The organism is Salmonella sp. 2020_1395 (genome assembly GCF_043848115.1).
Lineage (GTDB): Bacteria > Pseudomonadota > Gammaproteobacteria > Enterobacterales > Enterobacteriaceae > Salmonella > Salmonella enterica.
Genome location: NZ_JBCMFH010000008.1, coordinates 286,592 through 309,044, shown reverse-complemented (window position 1 = coordinate 309,044; position 22,453 = coordinate 286,592). Strand labels below are relative to the sequence as shown.

Annotated in this window: 19 protein-coding genes, 2 tRNA genes and 7 pseudogenes; 15 read left to right on the top strand and 13 right to left on the bottom strand. The window is 39.7% G+C overall.

Features of this window, described 5'->3' with window-relative positions; all coding sequences use genetic code 11:
* Nucleotides 1-746: 746 nt before the first annotated feature.
* Nucleotides 747-854: pseudogene (locus ACH0WD_RS15705) on the top strand (integrase); the annotation flags it as partial.
* An 82-nt stretch (nucleotides 855-936) separates the two neighbouring features.
* Nucleotides 937-1,053: pseudogene (locus ACH0WD_RS15700) on the top strand (transposase); the annotation flags it as partial.
* Nucleotides 1,054-1,278: 225 nt separating this feature from the next.
* On the opposite strand, the pseudogene ACH0WD_RS15695 reads toward ACH0WD_RS15700, so the two are convergent.
* A pseudogene (locus tag ACH0WD_RS15695) lies at nucleotides 1,279-2,294 on the bottom strand (IS110 family transposase).
* A gap of 69 nt (nucleotides 2,295-2,363) precedes the next feature.
* On the opposite strand from ACH0WD_RS15695, the pseudogene ACH0WD_RS15690 reads away from it, so the two are divergent.
* Nucleotides 2,364-2,495: pseudogene (locus ACH0WD_RS15690) on the top strand (transposase); the annotation flags it as partial.
* A 260-nt stretch (nucleotides 2,496-2,755) separates the two neighbouring features.
* On the opposite strand, the gene ACH0WD_RS15685 reads toward ACH0WD_RS15690, so the two are convergent.
* From ACH0WD_RS15685 to ACH0WD_RS15675, 3 genes and pseudogenes are all read right to left on the bottom strand, one after another.
* Nucleotides 2,756-3,574, bottom strand: a complete 819-nt coding sequence (locus tag ACH0WD_RS15685) for a hypothetical protein (RefSeq protein WP_001176774.1) — start codon at nucleotides 3,572-3,574, stop codon at nucleotides 2,756-2,758.
* Nucleotides 3,575-4,055: 481 nt separating this feature from the next.
* Nucleotides 4,056-4,301 (bottom strand): annotated as a pseudogene (locus tag ACH0WD_RS15680) (hypothetical protein); the annotation flags it as partial.
* A gap of 290 nt (nucleotides 4,302-4,591) precedes the next feature.
* A tRNA-Ser gene (locus tag ACH0WD_RS15675) sits at nucleotides 4,592-4,681 on the bottom strand.
* A gap of 88 nt (nucleotides 4,682-4,769) precedes the next feature.
* Here ACH0WD_RS15675 and mtfA point away from each other — a divergent pair.
* The 3 genes from mtfA (at nucleotide 4,770) to ACH0WD_RS15660 (ending at nucleotide 7,197) form a co-directional block, all read left to right on the top strand.
* On the top strand, nucleotides 4,770-5,567 hold the full coding sequence (mtfA, locus tag ACH0WD_RS15670) for a DgsA anti-repressor MtfA (RefSeq protein ID WP_000598916.1): 798 nt from the start codon (nucleotides 4,770-4,772) through the stop codon (nucleotides 5,565-5,567).
* A gap of 100 nt (nucleotides 5,568-5,667) precedes the next feature.
* A tRNA-Asn gene (locus tag ACH0WD_RS15665) sits at nucleotides 5,668-5,743 on the top strand.
* Between the two features lie 179 nt (nucleotides 5,744-5,922).
* Nucleotides 5,923-7,197, top strand: a complete 1,275-nt coding sequence (locus tag ACH0WD_RS15660) for an integrase arm-type DNA-binding domain-containing protein (RefSeq protein WP_001747611.1) — start codon at nucleotides 5,923-5,925, stop codon at nucleotides 7,195-7,197.
* A 71-nt stretch (nucleotides 7,198-7,268) separates the two neighbouring features.
* Here ACH0WD_RS15660 and ACH0WD_RS15655 read toward each other — a convergent pair whose 3' ends face one another.
* Nucleotides 7,269-7,520 carry a hypothetical protein gene (locus ACH0WD_RS15655; RefSeq protein WP_000042271.1) on the bottom strand — a complete coding sequence of 84 codons (252 nt, stop codon included), beginning with the start codon at nucleotides 7,518-7,520 and terminating at the stop codon, nucleotides 7,269-7,271.
* 251 nt (nucleotides 7,521-7,771) lie between these two features.
* Here ACH0WD_RS15655 and ACH0WD_RS15650 point away from each other — a divergent pair.
* The 4 genes and pseudogenes from ACH0WD_RS15650 to ACH0WD_RS15635 form a co-directional block, all read left to right on the top strand.
* A pseudogene (locus ACH0WD_RS15650) lies at nucleotides 7,772-7,880 on the top strand (IS3 family transposase); the annotation flags it as partial.
* Nucleotides 7,881-8,126: 246 nt separating this feature from the next.
* Complete coding sequence (locus ACH0WD_RS15645) at nucleotides 8,127-9,182, top strand: nucleoid-associated protein (RefSeq protein WP_000597543.1); 1,056 nt, start codon at nucleotides 8,127-8,129, stop codon at nucleotides 9,180-9,182.
* A gap of 3 nt (nucleotides 9,183-9,185) precedes the next feature.
* The gene (locus ACH0WD_RS15640; RefSeq protein ID WP_001006461.1) at nucleotides 9,186-10,175 is read left to right on the top strand and encodes a GTP pyrophosphokinase family protein; all 990 of its coding nucleotides are present in this window, start codon (nucleotides 9,186-9,188) and stop codon (nucleotides 10,173-10,175) included.
* Complete coding sequence (locus ACH0WD_RS15635) at nucleotides 10,172-10,609, top strand: SLATT domain-containing protein (protein ID WP_000042054.1); 438 nt, start codon at nucleotides 10,172-10,174, stop codon at nucleotides 10,607-10,609. The genes ACH0WD_RS15640 and ACH0WD_RS15635 overlap by 4 nt, the downstream gene beginning before the upstream one ends.
* Before the next feature lie 104 nt (nucleotides 10,610-10,713).
* On the opposite strand, the gene pilV is transcribed toward ACH0WD_RS15635, so the two are convergent.
* From pilV to ACH0WD_RS15620, 3 genes are all read right to left on the bottom strand, one after another.
* Entirely contained in the window at nucleotides 10,714-12,150 is a 1,437-nt protein-coding gene (gene pilV / locus ACH0WD_RS15630) for a shufflon system plasmid conjugative transfer pilus tip adhesin PilV (protein ID WP_000592082.1), read from the bottom strand.
* 52 nt (nucleotides 12,151-12,202) lie between these two features.
* Nucleotides 12,203-12,760 (bottom strand): type 4 pilus major pilin, encoded by a 558-nt coding sequence (locus tag ACH0WD_RS15625; RefSeq protein ID WP_000243497.1) that lies wholly within the window; start codon nucleotides 12,758-12,760, stop codon nucleotides 12,203-12,205.
* A 406-nt stretch (nucleotides 12,761-13,166) separates the two neighbouring features.
* Complete coding sequence (locus tag ACH0WD_RS15620; protein ID WP_000368354.1) at nucleotides 13,167-13,472, bottom strand: conjugal transfer protein TraD; 306 nt, start codon at nucleotides 13,470-13,472, stop codon at nucleotides 13,167-13,169.
* A 643-nt stretch (nucleotides 13,473-14,115) separates the two neighbouring features.
* Between ACH0WD_RS15620 and mobQ the strand changes: the two genes are divergently transcribed.
* Nucleotides 14,116-15,621, top strand: a complete 1,506-nt coding sequence (gene mobQ / locus ACH0WD_RS15615) for a MobQ family relaxase (protein ID WP_000964100.1) — start codon at nucleotides 14,116-14,118, stop codon at nucleotides 15,619-15,621.
* Between the two features lie 53 nt (nucleotides 15,622-15,674).
* Here the strand turns inward: mobQ and ACH0WD_RS15610 are convergent, their stop codons facing one another.
* From ACH0WD_RS15610 to ACH0WD_RS15600, 3 genes are all read right to left on the bottom strand, one after another.
* A complete protein-coding gene (locus ACH0WD_RS15610; protein WP_223149430.1) occupies nucleotides 15,675-16,868 on the bottom strand; it encodes a putative phage abortive infection protein in 1,194 nt (397 codons plus the stop codon).
* Nucleotides 16,869-17,094: 226 nt separating this feature from the next.
* Entirely contained in the window at nucleotides 17,095-17,370 is a 276-nt protein-coding gene (locus tag ACH0WD_RS15605; protein WP_000430096.1) for a hypothetical protein, read from the bottom strand.
* A gap of 10 nt (nucleotides 17,371-17,380) precedes the next feature.
* The gene (locus tag ACH0WD_RS15600; RefSeq protein ID WP_000722254.1) at nucleotides 17,381-17,911 is read right to left on the bottom strand and encodes a membrane lipoprotein lipid attachment site-containing protein; all 531 of its coding nucleotides are present in this window, start codon (nucleotides 17,909-17,911) and stop codon (nucleotides 17,381-17,383) included.
* 431 nt (nucleotides 17,912-18,342) lie between these two features.
* Between ACH0WD_RS15600 and ACH0WD_RS15595 the strand changes: the two genes are divergently transcribed.
* The 4 genes from ACH0WD_RS15595 (at nucleotide 18,343) to ACH0WD_RS15580 (ending at nucleotide 20,610) form a co-directional block, all read left to right on the top strand.
* Nucleotides 18,343-18,816 carry a DUF4755 domain-containing protein gene (locus tag ACH0WD_RS15595; RefSeq protein WP_000450400.1) on the top strand — a complete coding sequence of 158 codons (474 nt, stop codon included), beginning with the start codon at nucleotides 18,343-18,345 and terminating at the stop codon, nucleotides 18,814-18,816.
* 38 nt (nucleotides 18,817-18,854) lie between these two features.
* Nucleotides 18,855-19,232 (top strand): hypothetical protein, encoded by a 378-nt coding sequence (locus tag ACH0WD_RS15590; protein ID WP_000738431.1) that lies wholly within the window; start codon nucleotides 18,855-18,857, stop codon nucleotides 19,230-19,232.
* Nucleotides 19,233-19,436: 204 nt separating this feature from the next.
* Nucleotides 19,437-19,937, top strand: coding sequence for a hypothetical protein (locus tag ACH0WD_RS15585; protein WP_001747609.1), 501 nt, complete (start codon nucleotides 19,437-19,439; stop codon nucleotides 19,935-19,937).
* A gap of 70 nt (nucleotides 19,938-20,007) precedes the next feature.
* Nucleotides 20,008-20,610, top strand: coding sequence for a hypothetical protein (locus ACH0WD_RS15580; RefSeq protein ID WP_000142575.1), 603 nt, complete (start codon nucleotides 20,008-20,010; stop codon nucleotides 20,608-20,610).
* Between the two features lie 51 nt (nucleotides 20,611-20,661).
* Here ACH0WD_RS15580 and ACH0WD_RS15575 read toward each other — a convergent pair.
* Both ACH0WD_RS15575 and ACH0WD_RS15570 read right to left on the bottom strand, forming a co-directional pair.
* Nucleotides 20,662-20,979, bottom strand: a pseudogene (locus ACH0WD_RS15575) (hypothetical protein).
* Nucleotides 20,980-21,079: 100 nt separating this feature from the next.
* Entirely contained in the window at nucleotides 21,080-21,349 is a 270-nt protein-coding gene (locus ACH0WD_RS15570; RefSeq protein ID WP_001059613.1) for a hypothetical protein, read from the bottom strand.
* Nucleotides 21,350-22,453: the final 1,104 nt, after the last annotated feature.

The window sequence follows — 22,453 nt, the reverse complement described above, 5'->3', positions numbered from 1 at the left end:
AGTAAAAGAGTCCGTGGCAATTTATAACCATGAACGGCCACACCTGGCCCTGAAATACAAAACGCCCGATGATGTTCATCAGGCGTTTTACAGACAAAAAACTGTCAACCTATATCAGGACTAGTCATAAAGCCACCCTACAGGGGGGATGAGAACACCCGACCGGGGTTCGACAACTGGCGCAGCCAGTTGGACAGACGACGAGCTTGCGAGGAGACTGCCCGAAGGGCGAGCGCAGCGAGTCAATCCCCCCCTCACCGCCATATTTAAGAAAGAGCTCGTACGAATGTACGGGCTTTTTGCTTATATGTATCCCCCAAACCAAGGGGGGATGAGAACCACCGACCGGGATTCGACACAAAAACGCCGGGAGCGTTTTTGAACAGAGCTTGCTCTGGCCCCGAAGGGGCGAGGCCCAGGGATGGGCTGAGTAGCGGCGCAGCCAGTTGGACAGACGACTAGCTTGCGAGGAGACTGCCCGAAGGGCGAGCGCAGCGAGTCAATCCCCCCTCACCGCCATATTTGATAGAAAATCAATTAGTTACGATACATATTTGGTTTTGTCCTGCATAAAGAAGCTCGTGTAAACGAGCTTTTTTTGTATCTGAACTTCTTGTTTTTACTGTGATTTTCCTGATAAAAGGTTTGTTTTTGGACCTTTGGTTGCTACACCAAACTTACTATAGATTGTGTAAAACAGCCCCACTCCCCTACCTGAAACGCTTTAGAAAAGTTTGCATAAGTATCTCTCGGCAGCAAAAGAACACCGGGTTTCTCTATCTGATGCTGTTGTTGCTCTGCTAAAAGATTTACCACGATTGAAAGATAACAATCATGTATTCCCTGCCCCCCGCGCTTGACCTTCCCCCTATAAATAGTATCAGTCTAAACTGAAGTTTCCGGTCTTTTTTCCATCTCACAGAGAGGCGCATTGTCATGAAAAAGACCCATTATACCGAAGAACAAATCGCGTTTGCCCTGAAACAGGCTGAAACCGGCACCCGCGTCGGGGAAGTCTGCAGAAAGATGGGAATTTCTGAGGCCACATTTTACATCTATGGACTACCTCCGTTTTGCAAGTACTGAATCTGGTTTTGGGTTGTTGCTTACATCTATCCGGCATCAGGAAAATCTGTGCCCAAATGGGTAATCCGCACACAATCACCTCAACAACTGGACGGCCTCTGAGGCCAGTATAAAAATCAGGTTCCGATTGTGCAGGTGCAACCTGTCATCATTTCTCAGTACGCTGCAACTTTTGCTGGCAGGGGATTAATTTCACACTACCTGATACTCGGTCTCATTTCTCAGCATCGACCAGATTATTCTCGCGTTTTTGTTAGCGACCGCCACGGTCGTTTTATTAAATCCGCGCCGTTCCTTTAACTGGTTAACCCACTGATTCATATGACCATCATTGTTATTCGTGGCAACCCTGACGACAGCGCGGGCACCATGAATAAAAGTGTCCGCAGATGCTTATCGCCTTTTTTCGTCATATTCATCAGCACCTGCCTGTCGCCACTCGAATGCTGGCGTGGAACCAGGCCCAGCCATGCAGCAAAGTGGCGACCATTCTTAAATTCAGTTCCTTTGCCAATAGCAGCAGCAACGGCCGTGGCCGTTTTAGGACCAATGCCTTTAACTTTGGCGATACGCTGACAGGCTTCTGATTGCCTGAATACTGTTTCAATTTCCTTATCAAAAAAATGGATCCGACGCTCGAGATCGTTAAAGAGATCATAGAGTTCGGCAATTGTTCTGCGCATACGGGAACTTAGACCGTTTTCTGCATCTTCAAGGATAAGAGGAATAGCACGGCGAGCTCTGGAGACAGCACTGCCAATGGGGATCCCCCGGTCAAGTAACAGCCCTCTTATTTGACAGACTGTAGCAGTGCGGTGATTGACAATACGCTGCCTTGCCCGGTGTAAAGCCTGGATATCTTGCTGTTCGGGGCTTTTTGGCGGCACGAACTGCATTGTCGGTTGCATCAGAGCTACTGCGATGGCCTGTGCATCATTACCATCATTTTTTTGCCCGCGGACAAAGGGTTTTACATACTGAGGACTGATGACCTTTACTTTATGCCCCAGTTTCTCAAACTCACGCTGCCAGTAAAATGCCCCGGTGGACGCTTCGATCCCAATCAGACATGCAGGAATATTTGCCAGCGTCTGGAGCAATTCTTTTCGGCCAGTGCGTTTCGTATAAACCGGTTTGCCGGCCTGGTTTAACCCGCAGAGCTGAAAAACATTTTTAGCCAGATCAATACCCAGAAATACGATATTCATGGTGATTCTCCTGGTGAGCACATTTCGTACAGTTAACCGCAGCGGGAGGAGGTAGTCCATCCCATTAACTGGAAGAAAAAATTTGCCGGGCCGGGCGTGACGGAACTGCGGCGTCTGCGGCAACTGGAGGATGAGAATCAGCCGCTGAAGAAGCTGGTCGCTGAGCTGAGTCTGGACAAGGAGATGCTGCAGGAGGTACTGAACTGACCAGAACACCATGATAAATACTGACAACAAATTAAAAGCGTAGTATTTTTGATTTGCGGCAACAAAATTAATAAGAGTCATGGTAGCTAAAAAAACTCTTTTTCTTTTCCTGTACAAATAAGATAAAAATCGCTTCATCCACCACCGCAAGAATATGTATATTATCTGTTATTACTATTTCGATAACACAATATCAAATTAAATATATCTCTATTACCTATCCATTAGTGTAATTTTCTTAAGCTGAAAATTTATCATTTACAGCCCAAACTCTTACGCATTTTTTCTTTTAATGGCTCGGCTACTTCTGGACGTAATTTTGAGTATAAATTTTGTACATCTTCACAGCCAGCAGGTTGGCCTGATGATAAAGGTTCTATTTTCGTCAGTATATTCCACAAAATATAAATTGCAAATGCGATTAGCATTATACTTAAAAAATAAATACGGATACCCCGAGCATTAAACAACGCAGGGACATTTGATGTTTCTTGTTTAACGGATGGCACATAATTTACGACTGGAGCAGCAACCTCAGGAATAACAAGTTGTTTTCCATACGGAACGAAGTATGCAGAAATATGCTCTGGGCTATAACGCTGTTCAACACGTTTCCACTCATCTGACGGAATGAGTAAGAACGATAATGTATCACTAAAAGTGCTGTTCTGATATACCCGCAAACTATATCCACTATTAGCCAATATATGCTCAATGCGCACCAGCTCTGTATCAAAACCATCACTTCCCATTGGGTAGTGATGAAACACATACTGCGTATCAACCAAATTTATCGTTGCTGTTTCAATCTCACTATCATAATCGAATTTGACCGTGACAGGCTTCTCTCCCTGATTATCTGAAAGTGCCTCAAGCAGGCTAAAAGTCCCCTCTTTCCAGTCAATATTAATTCCGTAGATACTCATAAACAGCGCCTGGTAGTCCTCTAATGCAGACTCAGACAGACACGGTTCTTTATGTTTCTCCAAAAAAAACTTACGCCTTAAAGAGGCTTGTTCATCATCATTGGCAGCAAAAAAATCAAAAAACTCATCCTGTTCTGGTAATTGCATCGTGGTTCCATCCAGTATTTTATTAATCAAAAATCGATCCCAGCAGCTAATTTCCCCTGCTGTCTATGATAGAATAGAATATGTGATCTCAAAGCGTCAAGATGACAAGACCAAACGAGCACGCATCCATTCAATAAATGAATAAACCCTGTTAATACAAATAGTTTTAAAAATGATTCATCTGGACAACTGAAATTATCTTTATACTGATAACAGTACAGCCATTTCTGTAAGTTTAAATGACAAATAAAAAACACGGACAAATCGTTTTACGTTATTTCCAATATTTTTCAATGTCTGCCCTCTGTTTTTTTACGTAATCTCTATGTTGTCGCGACGGGAACAATAATAGCGAATTCGCGTATGACGTTTTAGGGGCATTCATAAAAGAGTTTTTTGAAAAACATGAAGGGAGATGAACGGAAAAAGGTTCGTTAAGGCTGGATGCGATCACGTTCGCTTACGGCGAACGTAACCCTTTTTACCTGGCTGCATTTTTCTTCTTCTTTTCGTCCTCAACATGCTTATCAACAGGTGAGTCTTTTAAGCGATTGTTTTGCATGATGTCATCTTCAAGCGATTTTAGATAGCTTGCATCAGTCAGCAAGGCTATTGCCAGCGTTTTCGCATAAAATTGCGCGTGGCTTCGTGTCGTAGGATTTACCGCGTAGGTTCTGGCAAGCTCATGTCCAGGGGAGGCGGTATCACCACTGAAAAAGATTTCGCCTCTTTTCCTCCATCCTCCAGCAATCCATTTCCTTTAAGATACCCTTACAAGATCCGTGTGAAGCAACGGCAGTTAAACTGTTTTGTCACCAGAGATGTGAGATGGGCGTTGCAAAAGAGTGTGAGCTTGTGAGCTAAAGAAGATAAAAGTGGATGCCCGACGCGCAGCAAAATGGTAAAAAACAGCATCAGTAGTAAGAAAAATCGAGCGAATGAAAGAAATTTTAATGCAGGGATTTATGTATGACGAAATCAAAAACGCTTTGTCAGTGATTGATTTTGTTGAATGATTGGCGGAGAGAGGGGGATTTGAACCCCCGGTAGAGTTGCCCCTACTCCGGTTTTCGAGACCGGTCCGTTCAGCCGCTCCGGCATCTCTCCGTATATTGCAATGATGCCAGGTAATTTGGCATTTTAACAGACCCTATTCGGGTAATTTTGTTCAAGTGACGAGTTTACGAGCAAAACGATGATTAAGTGGCCCTGGAAAGCACAAGAAATAACCCAGAACGAAGACTGGCCGTGGGATGATGCGCTGGCTATACCTCTTCTGGTAAACCTCACCGCGCAAGAACAGGCTCGGCTTATTGCGCTAGCCGAACGTTTTTTGCAGCAGAAAAGACTGGTAGCGCTACAGGGATTTGAGCTCGACTCGTTAAAAAGTGCACGTATTGCGTTAATTTTTTGCTTACCGATCCTGGAGCTCGGTATTGAGTGGCTTGATGGTTTTCATGAAGTGCTCATTTATCCCGCGCCCTTTGTGGTAGATGATGAATGGGAAGATGACATAGGTCTGGTGCATAGCCAGCGTGTCGTACAGTCGGGGCAAAGCTGGCAACAAGGGCCCATCATTCTAAACTGGCTGGATATCCTGGACTCGTTCGATGCTTCGGGTTTCAACCTCATTATTCATGAAGTCGCGCACAAACTGGATATGCGTAATGGCGATCGCGCCAGCGGCATCCCTTTCATCCCGTTGCGCGATGTGGCTGGCTGGGAACACGATCTCCACGCGGCAATGAATAATATTCAGGATGAAATCGATCTTGTTGGCGAAAGCGCTGCCAGTATAGATGCCTATGCCGCCACCGACCCTGCAGAATGTTTTGCCGTGTTGTCAGAGTATTTTTTCAGCGCGCCAGAACTGTTTGCTCCACGTTTCCCGGCGCTATGGCAGCGTTTTTGCCAGTTCTATCGCCAGGATCCTTCTCAGCGCTTACGGGTAAGCGCTGCCGAAGGCGACTACGGCGAGGAATCCGAACATTAATTCCTCACTTTGTGGGTTAATTAACCAATTGAATTGGCGCGTTAATTTTACTGTTGACACGTTATAGCCGGCCCAGTATTATGCGCCTCGTTGAAAAAATTCCTCTGTAGTTCAGTCGGTAGAACGGCGGACTGTTAATCCGTATGTCACTGGTTCGAGTCCAGTCAGAGGAGCCAAATTAAGGGAAGCAGACGTTCACTGACGTCTGCTTTCTGCATTTATATCAACTGGTTATTACCTTCTTCACGTTCACCCTCGTTCGTTAAAAACCGCTCGAATCCACACTACTTTGCTGGTAAAAATGCTGGTAAAGCTGGTTCGATTTGCGTTTTACCAGCACGCGGAGGGAACCGTCATGTCACTTACTGATACTAAAGTAAAAAATGCCAGACCAGCGGAAAAAGCCGTCAAGCTCACTGATGGATTTGGTCTCTACCTTCTTGTGCATCCCAATGGTTCAAAATACTGGCAGTTAGGCTATCGCTTCGATGGTAAACAGAAAGTGTTTTCCATTGGTGTTTACCCTGCAGTTTCTCTTGCTGATGCCAGACAACGACGTGATGAAGCAAAAAAGCTGCTTGCTCAGGGAATCGATCCTAACGCTAAAAAACAGGCTGATGAAAAAGCTCTGCAGGAAAAGCGGGATAAAACCCGTTCGTTCCGGGTCGTTGCCAGAAGCTGGTTTGCCACCAAAACAAAATGGTCTGAAGATTACGCCGATACAGTATGGAAGCGCCTTGAGACCTATGTATTCCCGGATATTGGCGACAGCAACGTTTCAGATCTGGATACGGGTGACCTGCTTGTGCCAGTCAAAAAAGCGGAAACACTTGGCTACCTTGAAATTGCCATGCGGATTAAGCAATACATCACCGCGATCCTGCGTCATGCTGTCCAGCAAAAGCTTATGCGTCATAATCCCGCCTATGATATGGAAGGCGCTGTTCAGAAGCCTGAGACTGAACACCGCCCTGCACTGGAGCTGGAAGAGATCCCGCTACTGCTTGAACGTATTGATGCCTACAAGGGGCGTGGACTGACTACACTGGCGATTAAACTCAATCTGCTGATCTTCATTCGTTCCAGCGAACTTCGTTTCGCCCGGTGGTCGGAAATCGACTTCAAAAGTAAGTTATGGGTGATCCCCGAACAGCGGGAAGCGATTGAGAATGTCAAACATTCCACTCGTGGCGCAAAAATGAAACGCCAACACTTCGTTCCCCTCTGCCAGCAGGCTATTACGATACTGAAAGAGATCCGTCAGCTTACCTATGAAGAAGGTAATGATGCGGGATTAATTTTTACGGGCTGTTATGACTCATTCAAGCCGATGAGTGAAAACACCATCAACAAGGCGCTGCGTAAGATGGGTTATGACACCACACAAGACATCTGTGGACACGGTTTTCGCACTTTGGCGTGTAGCGCCTTAATTGAGTCTGGTTTATGGTCAGAAGACGCCGTGGAGCTTCAAATGAGCCACAAGGAGAGCAACAGCGTTCGTGCTGCCTATACCCACAAGGCCAAGCATCTTGACCAACGCCGCCTGATGCTTCAGTGGTGGGCTGATTTTCTTGATGCGAATCGGGATGAGATGGTCAGGCCCTTTGAGTTTGCTCAGAAACAATAATCGCTTTCCAGCAAGCAAAGTATCTCAGTAAATAAAAAAACACAGGGAGGTTTTACTCTCCCTGTAACTTGTCACTTACGCCCTTTGTTTGATTGTGCCAATACCGAAGCGGCAAGCTGCTTCGTTAATTCGCTGGAGCGTGGGTTATCAAGAGCTGAGGAAGCCTTATGTTCCATTTTGCCACTGGTCTGGTTCGATGTCCCTCGTTGAGAAAGAGCAGAACCAGCAAGGCTTTTCTGGATGGCTGAGGCATTAGGATCAGTCAGCGTTTTTGCAGCAGTAGAAGCCACATTTTCAGAAGTCTGTTTTACGTTTTTACTCATGAAACGAATCCCCAAAAAGTCATGAACATCACTTATGTAGTGTTTTCATCAAAAAAAATCACTATATGCAGTTACAACCATGTTCTTTATAAGCCTTAATTCCACTAAAGACAACATCATTGCTGTATAAAATTACAGTATACGTGTAGTTAATTGATTTTATTTATAAAAATATTTTGTCTAACAGGAACAAGATACGCTAAAAGCTCATTGTCATCCTGAAATTGTTGTCTTCTGAAAATCAGGGCTGAATGCGAGCGGCAGTGTTTATATATTGAGTGCAATTAGAATCGCTGGCGTCACCACGGAGTTTGTGGCGGACTTAGCCCCGAATACTTTGAAAACCAGAACCTCGCTTAAACCATGTTCACATTACGTGTGTAAGCTCATCTTCAATTCGAGCCATGAAGCTAACATCATGCTGATGTTGCAAAACCCCATAAATACTGTATAAATAAACAGTATAAGCTAAAAGTCTAGCATCTGGTGCTTTTACCATCTTGTTATATTGAAAGTGCTATTCCTATGCTATTGATTAGATGTGGTATTATAAGGCGGTTAGAAATTCACAACAAGCTTAACCTTGTGATATGTAAGGATAAAAAAGTGATAAAAAGCCCGCTAGATTTAAAAAATCTGAACATAACCGATCTGATCATTCATAGAGTCTACTTGCCCGGGCAACAGGCTCATTTTGACGTAGAACATTCGAACAACATTATCCCCCTGTCTGGGAAAGCAAAGCAGACGCTCGAACAAAGATTGACCAAAGTTCTATCTAAGGGGTCAAAATGTATTGAGATGGACATAGTTGAAGACGACCCACTCGAAAAAATACATACTTTGCATGATGCTGGTGAGGAGCTTTTTGTATCGAAAACCAAAGATATCGCCAACAAGCTCGGTAAAGCTCAAACTAGTAAAAAGCATCCAGAAGGTGTCCTTGTCATCGTGAGATGTTCCTACGGGATCACAAAGAAAATCCGGGCTGTCGCTATAATTAAAGCTGAGCTACATGAAGGCTTCACATCCACAGTTAAAGATAATGTAGCTACTATCGGTTATTTAACTAATTTATTTCTTACTCCAGAACAAAAACTTTATAAAGTCGCTTTTTTTTCAGAAAAAACTCGAATGTCAACTCTGAATAAAAATGCCTATGAAGTCTTTTTATTTGATAATAATTTGACATCAAAAGATGATTCAGGCGCAGCAGCCTATTTTTACAAAGCGTTCTTAGGGCTTTCTATATCTGCTGACTCCAGTAGACTTACAAGAAGTTTTTATGAGATAACAGAAGATTATATTAACGCCACAAGTAGTTCTCTGGAAGAAAGAATCGATCTATCAAGTGCATTAAGAATATACATTAAAGCAGGACAATCTGAAATTATTGGAACAAACGATTTCGCAGAAAACTATATGTCAGTAGAAAAACGCGATGATTATATTATGTTTTGCGAAGAGAAAGACCCTGTGATCTCATCATTTAAAAAAGATGACACATTAATCAAAAACAGAATAAAAAATTCCACCTTTAAATTCAGTAATGAAGTAAAAATAATCTATCCTTCTATAGATGGCAATACACCTTGTGAAATCATCGAGCGAGATGATAAGTATACCACAGTAAAAATAAATGGATATTTGATAGGAAACTAATGTATGAACGAAGTTGACGAGTTTATCGCAGCATTCAAAAAAGAGGAGGATATTTACTCTTCTTGGGGTGAACTCGTCCGTCAATACATAAAAAATACATTAGCAGAAAAAAGGATGGATTCTATACTAAAAATTGAACCATCCTGTAGATTAAAAGATATATCATCCCTTATTGAAAAAGCTTTTTATCGTTCAAAAAATTACGAAAACCCGTACAATGATATTACAGATAAAGTTGGGGTACGATTTGTTGTTCTACTAACGGATGATATCCCTGTTATTAAAGATATTATAGAAAACAGCCCTCTTTGGGAGTATTCAGACGATCGTGATTATATAAAAGAAAAGGAAGATAAACCATATTTATTTGATTACCAATCTGTACATTATGTAGTCAGGAATTTAAAGTGCATACCTGTAAGCGAAAACATTATAATTCCTGATGGTACTCCATGTGAGATACAAATCAGAACTCTTCTTCAGCATGCCTATGCCGAAGTATCACACGACTCTGTATATAAATGTAAAGCTAAGCCTTCCTCTGAAATTAAACGAAGAATGGCCAGAACTATAGCTTTAATGGAATCTACAGATGAATTATTTTTATTAGCAAAGAATGAATTAAATAAGAGCAATGAAAAAATAGAACAATGGGCAACTTATTCTATATCTATGTGCCATAAAATAAACCCCAGTTATGATGAAAAGATAAAAGATAAGATACTATACCATATAATTAATGTGTATTTTGACGTCTTAACAGATCAACTAATAGAAAAATATGCTACATATTTTGAAGACAATGAAGATTATGAGCAATATTTTACTGAAAGATTAAGCTCAGATTATATCTCAGGATTTTATATAAAACAAAGTGCTGCTATTATTTTTTGTTTGTTTATGGCGGAAAAAAGAACGCAGATCTTTAAAAGCAAATGGCCATTCTCGGAAAATGATCTTAACGAAATAATGCTAATAATGGGTAAGCAATGAGTAAAAACCTAGTCTCTTTATCGAATGAAGTTGATGAAAAAATATTGAAGATGAAAGATAAAGTCAAAACCACAAAGAGGAAAGCAAATCCCCTTAAGCTGCTTGGTTTATTTTTTGCAGCTCTGACAACTATTTTAGTTGGCTTAAGTAATGGTCGTGTCAATTTATCTACCTATTCATTAATAACAAGCGCACTTTTAACCTTAGTTGTCGGTCTTGAATCCCATTTTTCATATCAAGAGCAATGGGCAAGACAAAAATGGACATTATTGAAACTTTATCAAATACAAAATAAAATCCGGCTGCTCAATGAAAGTGATAGAACAAATCAAGATATTATAAATATCTATATTTCAGATTACTTGTCAATATGGGATATGGATCTTTCTCGGTGGGAAAAGATTAAAACACAAGAAAAACACAAGGCGTCTTAACAAGATAATATATATGAGGAAGAATACTATATTCCTCCTCATTGACAATAAGCGTAATGACACATTTACATTTATCCCCACTTATATGGGCATTTTAAGCTATATTAAACACAAGCATAAAAATATTTGGTATATGTCCTACAGTGATCGTTCTTACCACCACTACATGACTGTTGTGAATCCGTATTTATCAAAATACTGTTTAGACCTGATGAACAAGAACAACCACCTGTCGCTCTGTTAGGAACAGTACAGGACCATTTAATGCTATTGTAGTAGCGAACATAGATGCCTGACGCTGCTGCAGGTGTTAGTTCGGACCACTTGCCACTGACGCAGGATAAAACCTTACCCGCACTGTCTCGCCCCACCAGACCATTAGGCGTACATTTCGCATTCAGCGTTGCCTGACCATTCAGATGGAGATATTCACCCACTTTAACTCTACCAACTGATTCAATTGTACCATTGGATTTTATCGTTCCGGCTGTAATATTGCCTGACGCAAAAATATTACCTGCACTATTCATATAAGCATTAACCGTTTTCCCGGTTCCAGCGCCAACAGTCCCCGATGCATACAAGTCATAGGTGCGAACACCTCCAGCCCAACCAGATGGTAGATCGTTGGGATTGAGTCCATTGGTCGCGATACGACTACCAAACTTAGCCAGCCCTGTTGTAGATAGCGTGTTCAGATAAGTATCGGATTTCACTTTCAGGTTATTATTGATATTTACCTGCCCGTTCAGGGTTGAGGTTCCACCAACAGCAAGATCTGATGCAACAGATGCTTTACCCGTTGTATTAAGTGTTCCGGTCGTTGTTGTTCCTGATGCCGTCATATCTTTGATGTTTTTGATGCTCTTACCGCCAAGATTTAGATCGCCAGTCATAGGCAATGTTCCATCACGACGCAAGTAAACAGAATACATAGAAGAGTTATAGCCCACGCGGTAAGCCAGCAATCCACCATCAGTAATATTGCTGTAGTTGCCTGAATTCTCACTCCACTGACCACCATAGCCAGAAGCTATCTTGGTTGTTCTGCTCATACCACTATCAACACCCGCAGCCTGAACTGCTTTGCCTAATAGGTCATAGCGAATGCGCCCACCTTCTTTCCAAGGGCTGCTGGTTGTTATCAGACCATTAATCACATAATCAGGCGCTGTTCCCGAACGCTTCAACAAAATCTTATACGTGGATTTTTGCGCGTTGGTTCCAGTATAGCCGACAGGTAAAAGACCTTCATTAATCAACGTCTGGTAAGTGATTTCACAACCAGCAGCCGTACAGGTTCTTGGACCCGGATCACTGCTCTGATTGTGAGAAGATGACAGTGTGGAAATCTTGTCATAGCGAATACTGATATAGCGGTTAACCGCTTCACCAAGCTGTTTAATCTGTGTTCCGACATTATCAGCCAGTACCGCTTCCTGATTGTTTCTCATATCCTGAAACTTCATAAAAGCGATGAGTGTTCCAATACCTAAAACAATACTGACTTCCAGTAAGGTAAATCCTTTTTTCTTTATCATAATTATCTCCCTGTTTTAGCAATAAGAAAGAAAAGGGCCTGCGCCCTCTTCGTTAAATAGACGTGAAAACTAATGTATTACTTGTAGCGTTATTACATGCTGCGGCGGTAGCTGCTACATCGAGGGTGCCATCTGCAGCTTTTACTACTTTAGAACCCACTTTAGCAGTGTAAAAGTTGCCTGCCGCCGCTGTGGTTATTTTCACACATTCTGCTGCTGGCACGTTATCATACGTGATAGTGAAAGAAGAACCTGCCGCAGATGACGGACCTGTAGCTGCCGCAGCCAGCGTCACGTTCCCTTTGAATGCGTTAATTGGTTTAGCTGCATTGCCTGTTCCACTTAACATATTATCAGGGAAGATTTTTGCCTGAACAGCCACTGTGTTCGTTAGTCCGGTAAAGCTGGATGCTGGCGTATAGAGTGCTTTAACACCTGCCTGTATGGTTGCTATGTTATTACTTTCCGCTTGCGCTCTTTGTGAAGCCTGAACCTTTGGATACACAATAAAAGCCGCAACGACTAATGCCGCAATGATACCTAACACAAGTAATAGTTCGAGTAATGAGAAACCTTTCTTGCTTTTTCTTTTATTATTTAATAAAACCATTATTATCTCCTTTTTTGTTTTAATGATACCTTCTGTTATAACGCTTCTCTCATATCTGGCAATAGATGGCGTAAGATATATTTAACTCTATCTGATAGACGGATGAATTGAAAAAGGCAAAGATCGCTCTTTGCCTTTTGGGAGATTTAAATACAACATTTACTATCACAGCGTTTGTCATTATCACCTTCCCATGAGATATATAATCATATCCGATGAAAAAGTAATAATGACGTTTACTACATAAAGATAAAAATTAACAGATTACTGGTCGAACAGAACGCATGATTGATTGAAAAGGAAAAAATATGTATTAATAAAGGATTATCCTGCGCTCTGTCCTTTTATATAGATAACAGATATTAATTAGATATCAACCCCTGTCATGAAATTTATTTAATATTTTTTATTTTTGTCTGCCATCCATTTGAGCAAGAAACCATCTCCCTGCTTTTATATATTTGATTCTTTCAATATCATTCAACTGAGGAGCAGAAAGTAAAATACCCATAACAAGTTCTTTATCCACCTGTTCGATGCCACAATTCATAACCTTAGCCACTTCCGCGCCAAGAATAATTTTTAGCCTTGTTTCAACTTTCTTTTGCTCTGATTTCTCCATTGACTTTAAACGGTTAAGTTCAAGTTGAGCAAATGCCACCTTTTGTTTTAATGTTTTTTCTGTTCTTGATCTTTTACTTTCATTATCCATAGTTATTACCTCTTATTGTTTATACGTATTTAATTATCACAAAGATGAATAACGTCAAATTTACACCGTTTTGTCAGAAGAAATAAATTTGGAGCATACATAAATAAAATTGTGCAACGCATGTGATAGTATTCACTAACCAAAAACATCTGGCACTCTCCGCGTTACTTATTTTTGTGCTTTTGTTATTTTATTTTTACCTGTTGTTTTTTAAATCTGTTTTCAGGTCTTGACCTGTGAATTGTGCAACACATAACACTCCTTGTTTTATTAGCTTTTTTCTTCAATTTTAGCTATCCCGCCTTACGGCGGGAGCAATTAATACTTCTTTTGCCCTTACGGGCCTTTTCTTTACTCTTTTTCCCTTTGGGCGTGAAACCTACACCTTTAATCCAGTTTGTGTCGTTTAATTTAACGCATGATTTTACAACTATCAGTATATTTCGTATTAATTAATAAGGGGTGGTTTTTACATTGGCTTATTTCTTTAAAGACAATGCCCACCTATACACTGCTACGCAGTGTGTGGGGTCTACCGACGGTTGCTGCCGCAGGCTAAAAGCAAAACCAAGGTCAACGTCAACCCCGAAGTTTTTCTTACGTAAAACTAACAGCAACATTTATATTTGAGGTTATATTTTTAATGGCGATTTTTCATCTGGATTTTAAAATTGTGAAACGAAGTGAAGGCATGACTTCCGTTGCGAAAGCTGCCTACCATGCCCGTACACGTATTACAGATGATCGCATTGGACAGGTTTTCGATTTCAGCCATAGAACAGATCTACATGGTCATATTATATTGGCACCTGTTTCCGCTCCTTCTCATATTATCGAAAGCTCATCAGCACTCTGGAATGAAGTTGAAAGAGTGGAACGCCAGAACAACGGACAAACAGCCCGTTATTTTGATGTCGCTATACCCGTAGAACTCAATAATGATGAGAAGAAAAAATTAGTTACCGAATACTGCCAGAAAAATTTTGTTGATAAGGGAATGATTGCTGATATCGCATTCCACGATTTAGACGGTAAGAATCCCCATGCACATGTTATGTTGACGCTGAAAACAATCACCGCTACTGGCTTCGGTAAGAAAGACAGAAGCTGGAATGATAAGAAGATGGTTGTTCAGTGGCGTGAGTCATGGGCCACGATGTCAAACAGCTACCTTGAGACCGCAGGCAGTGAAGAACGCATCGATTACCGCTCTCTCAGGACGCAATGTGCTGATGCCCTTGCTCAGGCAGAAGAAGCATTCAGCGCTGAAGAAAAAGCATTCTGGCTTGCCAAGGCAACAGAAACCAATCGTCCTGCAATGCAACGTATTCATCGTGCCAAATGGAATGACACCGAGTCACAGGAACAGCGAGTTGCTGAACAAGCTCTACGCGATCAGCAAATAGAAGAAGCGAAGAAGGTCTATACCACATTCAGTGAGCTACCATTGGAAATCATCGTTGATGTCAGAAGCTTTACGATTACACATCTTGCTGAACCAGAAGAAATTGTTATCCCTGATGACTCGACAGTAGAAGAACAGCAACCGATTGTGGCAACACCAGCTACAAGCAGGAGACCAGCAGTAAAATCTTACCGTAACCCTAATAAGATGAGTAAGGTTGGTATGGCAGGAGAAGGAACACCCGTTCTGGTTGCTCCTGAATCGAATAAATCCACTATATTGAAAACCCCATCTCTTCAAAACACCAGAGCGATGAACCGTGCTCCTACACGTAATAGAAAGCAAGTTAAACCACGTCAGAATGGTATCTTTAGGCGTTTCACACTACTTGTGGTGAGCTTCTTCAAAGAGAGATTTGTGTGGGCCAGAAGGAAATCAGATACCACTGATGCTGACCATGATAAGCGTATTGCTGAAAATTATGTGTTTGATGAAGTGTTGGGGATCCGTGTTCCACGTGCTGAGTTTGAAAAACGCGCTAAATTTAACATTGGTCATAAACCTCCGCAAGCAGAACCCCATAGCGACGAGCCAGATAATAGCCAGTTTACTCGTTTCCCAAGTCGTCCTAAAGATGAACTACTTGAACGCAATCACAGTCTGGATCTCACCCCTTCCGTGCCACACTCGGTTAAAAATAGCGCCCCACAACTGAAACCATCAGGATATCGTGACAGAACATAAATACAAAAATATATTAGCAAACGGTATATAGATTTGATGCCATTTTCTGACATCTAAAATAGACCATTTAATTTATATTTAGCTATACTTTCATTAAACATACTCGAAAATAATTTTGATATATTGTCAAGATCTTTTTCTACTTTTAACTTATTATTTTCATGCTGCCGCAATACTTCTCTATATCTATCAAACTCAACAATCCAGTTTGCTACATTGGCGCAATTATCTGAGAATCCATCAGATCGTCTTACGAAGAATAATGTATACTTATCTTTATTACTACTCGCAATTTCACGAAGAGTAGAGAAATTATTTATCAATGTAAGTTCCTTTTCTTTATTCTCCTTTTCATAATATGCGCATAAATCATTCAGAAGACCCAAGTATCTATTTTCGGATTTACAAACCTGACCTAAGTGATACTTATATGATTCTTTGACAACCAGTGAAACATTGTCAATATAAGAGTTAACAAGAGGAGTAAACGGATTTTTAAAAATAACACAAAGCATTAAATCCTTGTGCAAATCAATCACATCATTTTGGAACCTCAATGTTTTCACATAATTAAAAATATAATTCCTAATCGGGATATTAAAGTTTTGATCAAAACTGAATTCTACTTCACTTTTAACAGCATTAAAATTTTTATACTCATCAGCAGTGAATATTGTATGTTCAAAGAAATCACTCTTTTGAAGATACTCCTGAAACTCTTGATAGCCATTATCATCTAACGAACCATCTTTGTAGATAATTGCTGTATTTAGTGCAACAAGATAAAGAACATCATTACGAATAAGTGAGCGTAATGGGGATGTATATTTTTTATAAATATCAGGATTAGTTGAATACGTAAAGATGTGTTTCAAAAGATGGTAAAGAACTCTCATATAGGGACTGATAACAGAGTGCCCCATTAGTGTATTATGGGCTTCCTCAAGTGTTTTCATTTTTCGTATATTTTGAAAGTATGACTTACCGCCAGATGCTGCTATACCACCTTTCCCATCCATCTTATCAGGAGAATCAAGGAAAATACCGACCGATTTATGTAGGTCATTATGAAGAGCAAGCAGTGAGTTATAACGCTGTTCAAAATTATTGAAGTTTGCACTTCTCTGGTTTTCTTCAAATGTCTTTTGAGCTATATCACCTGAGCTTTTAGAACTTACGGCACTATCCCAAGCTATTATCAAAGCGATGAGTGCAATACTGGCTGTAATCTTATCATTAAACTTCATCTCATTATCAGGTATGTAAAACCAGATGATGTATACAGCAAACGCAATAACTATATAACGAAATAAAAATTTAAAGAACCGAGTGTACATAATGGAAACCTACTGTATGAAGAGACTGCACCATCATACAGCAGATATGGTTCTATCATAAGAGTTTCGCTCAAAACAAAAAGCCACTTCATATGATAACAGAGTGGCTTTTTTCATAATATTTTCTTAGTTTTTATTACATTCTTCGCCTAAACACAACATTATCAGAGAAAATCGCTTTGCCCGCTACAAATCCAACAATAGCAATTAACGGAAGGCTGATAGTAGCCCCCGCCATGCCTGTAGACATTCCGATCACCGCTGACAAACCAAAAGTCAGGAAGAGAACAACAAACGCATACCAGCCGGGAAAGGTGCCATATAACACCGTTGCTAAACAGCCAGTACAGACATGAACCCCACGCTGACTCTCTTTGAAGCAAAACGGGCATTTGATGGTATTGTTTTCCATGATGGCGTCCTTAATTGGCTTTCCAACCATTACTGGTTTTAACGAGATTCATTGCACCATCAGCAGGTTCATTCATTCCTTTAACGCTGGCGAAGGCTTTTTTGTCAATCCAGCCCGGAACGTCAACCAGCTTCCATGTATAAGTCACGCGAACTACTTTCTGATTACCGTTTCCCGGTTCCGTCCATTCCTTAATCTCGTCAACGGCACGGCGACCTATACAAGCACCGTCTGTTGTGCTCCAGACTTTGGCTTTTACTCCTTCATCTGTTATCCCTAATACGTTCGAGTCATAGCCCTGTTCAAAAACCATCAGGCCCTGCTCAATAAAACCATCGAGGATCACTGAATTCGTGCCTGTGCCAGTCGAATCAAGCCGTGGCTTGGCAAGACGGATGGGGAAGCTGGTGTTATTGTTATCCAGCGAGTAGCAGTATTTGTTCTGCCCGATTTTAGCGTTGATCGCCTTCTCGAAATCACCTTTTTCACCACATCCCGCCAGAACCAGACCTGCGCCAGCAATGAGTAAAATCTTTTTCATCTACGTATCCATCCTGATAATCCAAAATGTTGCCATGTGTTAATGTTTTTCTGGTTAGCCGAGGTTTTTTGCGTGTTCAGACAGATATGGCACAACAAAACCACTGTCTAACCAATTGATAGGATTCAATTCTTTTTGAGGCTCGTCATATCGTTTAAAACGATCAAAAACAACATTATAATAGTTCTTATCTATCATATTTAAATATTCGATCGTTTATAACAATTAATAACCGATCGATATCGCGCATTTAATCGTTAAAATCTATCAATAATCAATTATCGATCTTTAATATCGATCATATATTTACGTTCTGATAGGCTTGAGAGGCAGGGGCTGACACCTCGTACCAGAGCCTTGAGAGCCAAAACTCCCTGAAACTCAGCAAACAGGCCAAGCCCCTTTAACTCATTTACATGGAGGAAGTAAGAGTGGAAACAACAGGTATTATATTTTTGGTAGTGATTTTTATCATTATATTGACTGTTTCTGATCTACAGAAGAAAAAGCACTACAACAGCTTTACAGAAGTTCTGGATGGCGATGTTTTATCTTATGAATGTCAGCGAACCGGGATCGTCATAGACACCAAACAGCGCACCATTCGTTTTTTCGATAAAGAAAGAGACAAGACATATTCCTATGACAATATCAGAGAGATCAATTATACGCTTTCAGAGGGTGGTAAGTTTTACGACAATGGAACACTGAAAGGCATGAATAATGCGGCTATTGCTAACTGGAGAGAACAACTTGCAGCTAATAAAAGATCTGGACTAAATATTTTAACTGATGATATTAAAAACCCCATGTGGAAAATTAATGTTCCCTTAAAGAATAAAATAACTTCAAACCAAGAACTGTACGAACGCTGGCTTCTTGTATTTAAAAAATATGTTTTTTAATCCGTTATCTTTAATTATTATATACCTATGGGGCTAAAATGAAAAAAATGCTTATTGCTGTATTGGTTATTCTTCCACTTGCCAGCTGCACCGTTCATGGCAATAAATCTCTCACAGATGAAAATCATCAGACGGTAAAGCTAAAGATCGTCAAGGGGAAAACCACTCAACAAGAGATCCTCATCGCGTTCGGAGAACCACAGACACGCGCCACGAACGATGGACAAGAGATGTGGAGCTACTCCAGTATGACGGGAGAAAGCCAGTTATCTAACTATGTTCCCGGCCTTGCTTTACTGACCAATAGTAGCACGGCACACATTAAATCGCTGGATATCTGGTTTAATGGTGATGTTGTAGAGCGTTATAATTTTAGTCAGACAGCCAGTAAGACTTCGCGCGGTTTACTCGATTGATGAAATATTAATACACTCAAAGACATTTAATCTAACAGGAGTTAACTTTTTTTAACTCCTGATATCCTCGTAGCATTTTTCCCGCCCCCTTACCATTCTCTTGACATAGACTAAAAGACATATAGACACTTACTTCTTTATCACGTAGTCTACCGCATCCAGACGTTGTTATAAATATTATCATCGAGAATATAATTTCACATCATGACACAATATGACGCAAAACTATATAGAAAAATGGCAACAACATCTTTTAATGAAATATTTATCAAGAATAAATATCCAAACGATTATATTGTTTATTTTCAAAGAGTCACCGAATTAGACTGGCAGGATTTACAGCAATTTATATCTAATGGTATGAATAAATTCGATAAGTTATGTATCCTATATGAAGCGTTATTGGATGATAGTTCTTCATGGGATTTTTTTAAAGGAGAACGATTACCAAGAGAAGTCGTAGATGAAATCACACATTACATATCTATTTATCGCACTCAAAAATTCTCAAAACATTATGAGATAAATAACTGGATTACACAGAACGATCTATGGGAACAATTCAGAAATATACGCTCGCTTAACCATCATGTCGGTGGGGTAGTTGTAAAGGGAATACGAGAGACATATTTTAAAATAACATGTCGTCTTCTTGCTATTTCTGACGAGGGCGGTTCAAGATTAGAAAAATGCCAACCTTGGTAAAAATCACTCTTTATCTTTAAAGGCTGTATTACCATGAATAGTTTTCTTATACTTACTGTAAGAGATTTCAATGACTTTTTTTTCACAAACTAATGGCTTTATTGAAAATACGGAAACAGTTTTTTCCATTATTAATACAATCATTACTGGTGTTGGGGTAGGAGTGGCTTATAAATGGCTAAGTAGGCGTAATCTTGAACGAGCACATGATGCAGCTAACGATTTTCTTGACGAGATGACAGCAATACCATTGAAGGCGCTAACTCTAGAAATAGAAGTGGTCAAGACTGTAGTCGCTATAGGAAGATCAATTGAACGCGAAATCGATACTGATTACGCCGAAGAATGCCTTAATTTGATGAATAAAGCCAACACAATAAAGTTAAGTTTCTTTAATAAATATGAACGAGTTCATAGGAGAAACGTAAAAATAAAACCTGAGGTAAAATATAAAGAGTTAGAAGAACACTTAATCAATTATACTTCTTTCTTGTCTAAGATATTTCAAACTGCTGCTGATGGATTCTGTCGCGCTGAGAACACTAATGGGTTAAAATCAGTTTTTAATGAATTGAATGCTCATCGTGGAAATATTAATATAATGACAAAAAACCTGAGCATTGCTTGTGGCAAAAATCAAGAAATTACTTTCAATGAGTATTTTTCATTTTAAGTAATAGTTGATAGTCAATGGTAATTACTTAGTAATATGGTATTTACCATTTTATCCTTCATTATATAGTAGAAAACATTTAAATAACTCAATTGCTCTTGGCAATGCTCGATGAATATCGCCGTTAAATTCCTGACTATCATTTTCACTTCTTACCACAACAATATAACCAAGGCTTAGCTCTTGCCTTAACATCGGATTTAATGGTTCTATACCTATGCTAATCCCCGTGTTTTTATATTTAGCAACCAGATATCGAAGTGAACTATGGATTACAATATTGCCACTATCTGCAAGCCTTGATTACATTCTGTCGCTGTATATCGCTTTTCTTAAATCCTCTAAAACAGGGATATAGTGTTTATCCATATTCCCTGTTAAAGTTGTTGGTATATAGATCTTTGTTTATATTTAATACCATGCAATGAATCATAATATCAAAAACATTTATAATATTTTGATAAAAGTTTTACAACATTTGCGATTTTATAGTTTCTTCACTCATCTGTGTGAGTTCTGAAACCAAGCGGATATAAATATTTTTTAACCTGTCTTTATCGCAACAACTTGCAGGCTCTGATAACAGATAATAACTATAATTATTGACACAAATGCTATTTCCGTTTTCAAGTGTTAATTTCAATCCAAGTTCTGTATCTTCTACTTTGTTTACAATACAGATCATAAATGGTGTTTTATCATGGGGATGGAAAAGTGTTATCATTTTAATATTGTTCATTCTGTTTTTCTCCTTTTATTTATTACTGTTTAATACTCTATCGTAAGTGTAAAAATCAAATATATTTTTATTTTATTCATATTTCCAGTTTTTATATTTAAACTTCTTTTTGAAAAGATCTTTATCTCTGAGTTTGCGCACGGCTACGCCCTGACACTGGCATTTGTATTTGATTTTATTACTATGAGATAATAAATAAATGCATTCGATCAAAGCCAGATCCATTTTCCTTTAAAATTTTAATTCGGTTCCTATGTTTAAACATGTATTGTCCCTCTGACATATAGCATTTGCTCTTAAACGCATAGGAAAACTATATCTTTAGTAGCAGCACTTCGTGATTGTTGCCAACAATCACTCTGCTGGACAGGGCTTGTCCCTGTTAATGATGTATTTTTCCCTTAATAATTTTTTCCATATAAATTACTTCCTGTAATCAGTTATAAGAGCTTTAAGCGTGAAGATGGTTATATGTGTTATCTTCCTGCTTCCAACGTCTTAGCAAGCTTCCTGTGCGATTTATTAACAGTTTACAGAACACTCTTACTTATATTTATTGATATTTATTTTTACCTGATACATTCAATTATTATTTTTTGAAAACACATCTCTTGTGCTGGCGCACGGCTACGCCCATATACTGATTTGAAACTATTTTTCTTGTTCACCTATAATGCATTAATGTTTTATCAATGAAAAACAAATAGATCAGTATAAAGATCATTCTCTCTACCAAGTTAGAATTCAGATCCTATGCGAATATAACATCCTCTCTCTGACATATAGCATTTGCTCTTAAACACATAGGAAAACTATATCCTTAGTAGCAGCACTTCGTGATTGTTGCCAACAATCACTTTGCTGGACAGGGCTTGTCCCTGTTAATGATGGATTTATCCAAAAAAGATCGCGTCGAAGACGCATATAAAGTAAAAGGAATATTAATTAAGCTCTCACAATAAAAGCAGCGGTTCGTGATTGGACGAAACAATCACTCGCTGACAGTAGTTATTAAGGAATATAATATCCTCCGAAAAACCACTCAAACATAACGCGAAAGTAAAACTGGACTCTCTTAACTTCTTACTAATTATTTAATTATAA

Bases quoted from the DNA above. Each gene is read 5' to 3' on its own strand.
- ACH0WD_RS15685 (WP_001176774.1), bottom strand. From the start codon at position 3,574: ATGCAATTACCAGAACAGGATGAGTTTTTTGATTTTTTTGCTGCCAAT.
- mtfA (WP_000598916.1), top strand. From the start codon at position 4,770: ATGATTAAGTGGCCCTGGAAAGCACAAGAAATAACCCAGAACGAAGAC.
- ACH0WD_RS15660 (WP_001747611.1), top strand. From the start codon at position 5,923: ATGTCACTTACTGATACTAAAGTAAAAAATGCCAGACCAGCGGAAAAA.
- ACH0WD_RS15655 (WP_000042271.1), bottom strand. From the start codon at position 7,520: ATGAGTAAAAACGTAAAACAGACTTCTGAAAATGTGGCTTCTACTGCT.
- ACH0WD_RS15640 (WP_001006461.1), top strand. From the start codon at position 9,186: ATGAACGAAGTTGACGAGTTTATCGCAGCATTCAAAAAAGAGGAGGAT.
- ACH0WD_RS15635 (WP_000042054.1), top strand. From the start codon at position 10,172: ATGAGTAAAAACCTAGTCTCTTTATCGAATGAAGTTGATGAAAAAATA.
- pilV (WP_000592082.1), bottom strand. From the start codon at position 12,150: ATGATAAAGAAAAAAGGATTTACCTTACTGGAAGTCAGTATTGTTTTA.
- ACH0WD_RS15625 (WP_000243497.1), bottom strand. From the start codon at position 12,760: ATGGTTTTATTAAATAATAAAAGAAAAAGCAAGAAAGGTTTCTCATTA.
- ACH0WD_RS15620 (WP_000368354.1), bottom strand. From the start codon at position 13,472: ATGGATAATGAAAGTAAAAGATCAAGAACAGAAAAAACATTAAAACAA.
- mobQ (WP_000964100.1), top strand. From the start codon at position 14,116: ATGGCGATTTTTCATCTGGATTTTAAAATTGTGAAACGAAGTGAAGGC.
- ACH0WD_RS15610 (WP_223149430.1), bottom strand. From the start codon at position 16,868: ATGAAGTTTAATGATAAGATTACAGCCAGTATTGCACTCATCGCTTTG.
- ACH0WD_RS15605 (WP_000430096.1), bottom strand. From the start codon at position 17,370: ATGGAAAACAATACCATCAAATGCCCGTTTTGCTTCAAAGAGAGTCAG.
- ACH0WD_RS15600 (WP_000722254.1), bottom strand. From the start codon at position 17,911: ATGAAAAAGATTTTACTCATTGCTGGCGCAGGTCTGGTTCTGGCGGGA.
- ACH0WD_RS15590 (WP_000738431.1), top strand. From the start codon at position 18,855: ATGAAAAAAATGCTTATTGCTGTATTGGTTATTCTTCCACTTGCCAGC.
- ACH0WD_RS15585 (WP_001747609.1), top strand. From the start codon at position 19,437: ATGACACAATATGACGCAAAACTATATAGAAAAATGGCAACAACATCT.
- ACH0WD_RS15580 (WP_000142575.1), top strand. From the start codon at position 20,008: ATGACTTTTTTTTCACAAACTAATGGCTTTATTGAAAATACGGAAACA.
- ACH0WD_RS15570 (WP_001059613.1), bottom strand. From the start codon at position 21,349: ATGAACAATATTAAAATGATAACACTTTTCCATCCCCATGATAAAACA.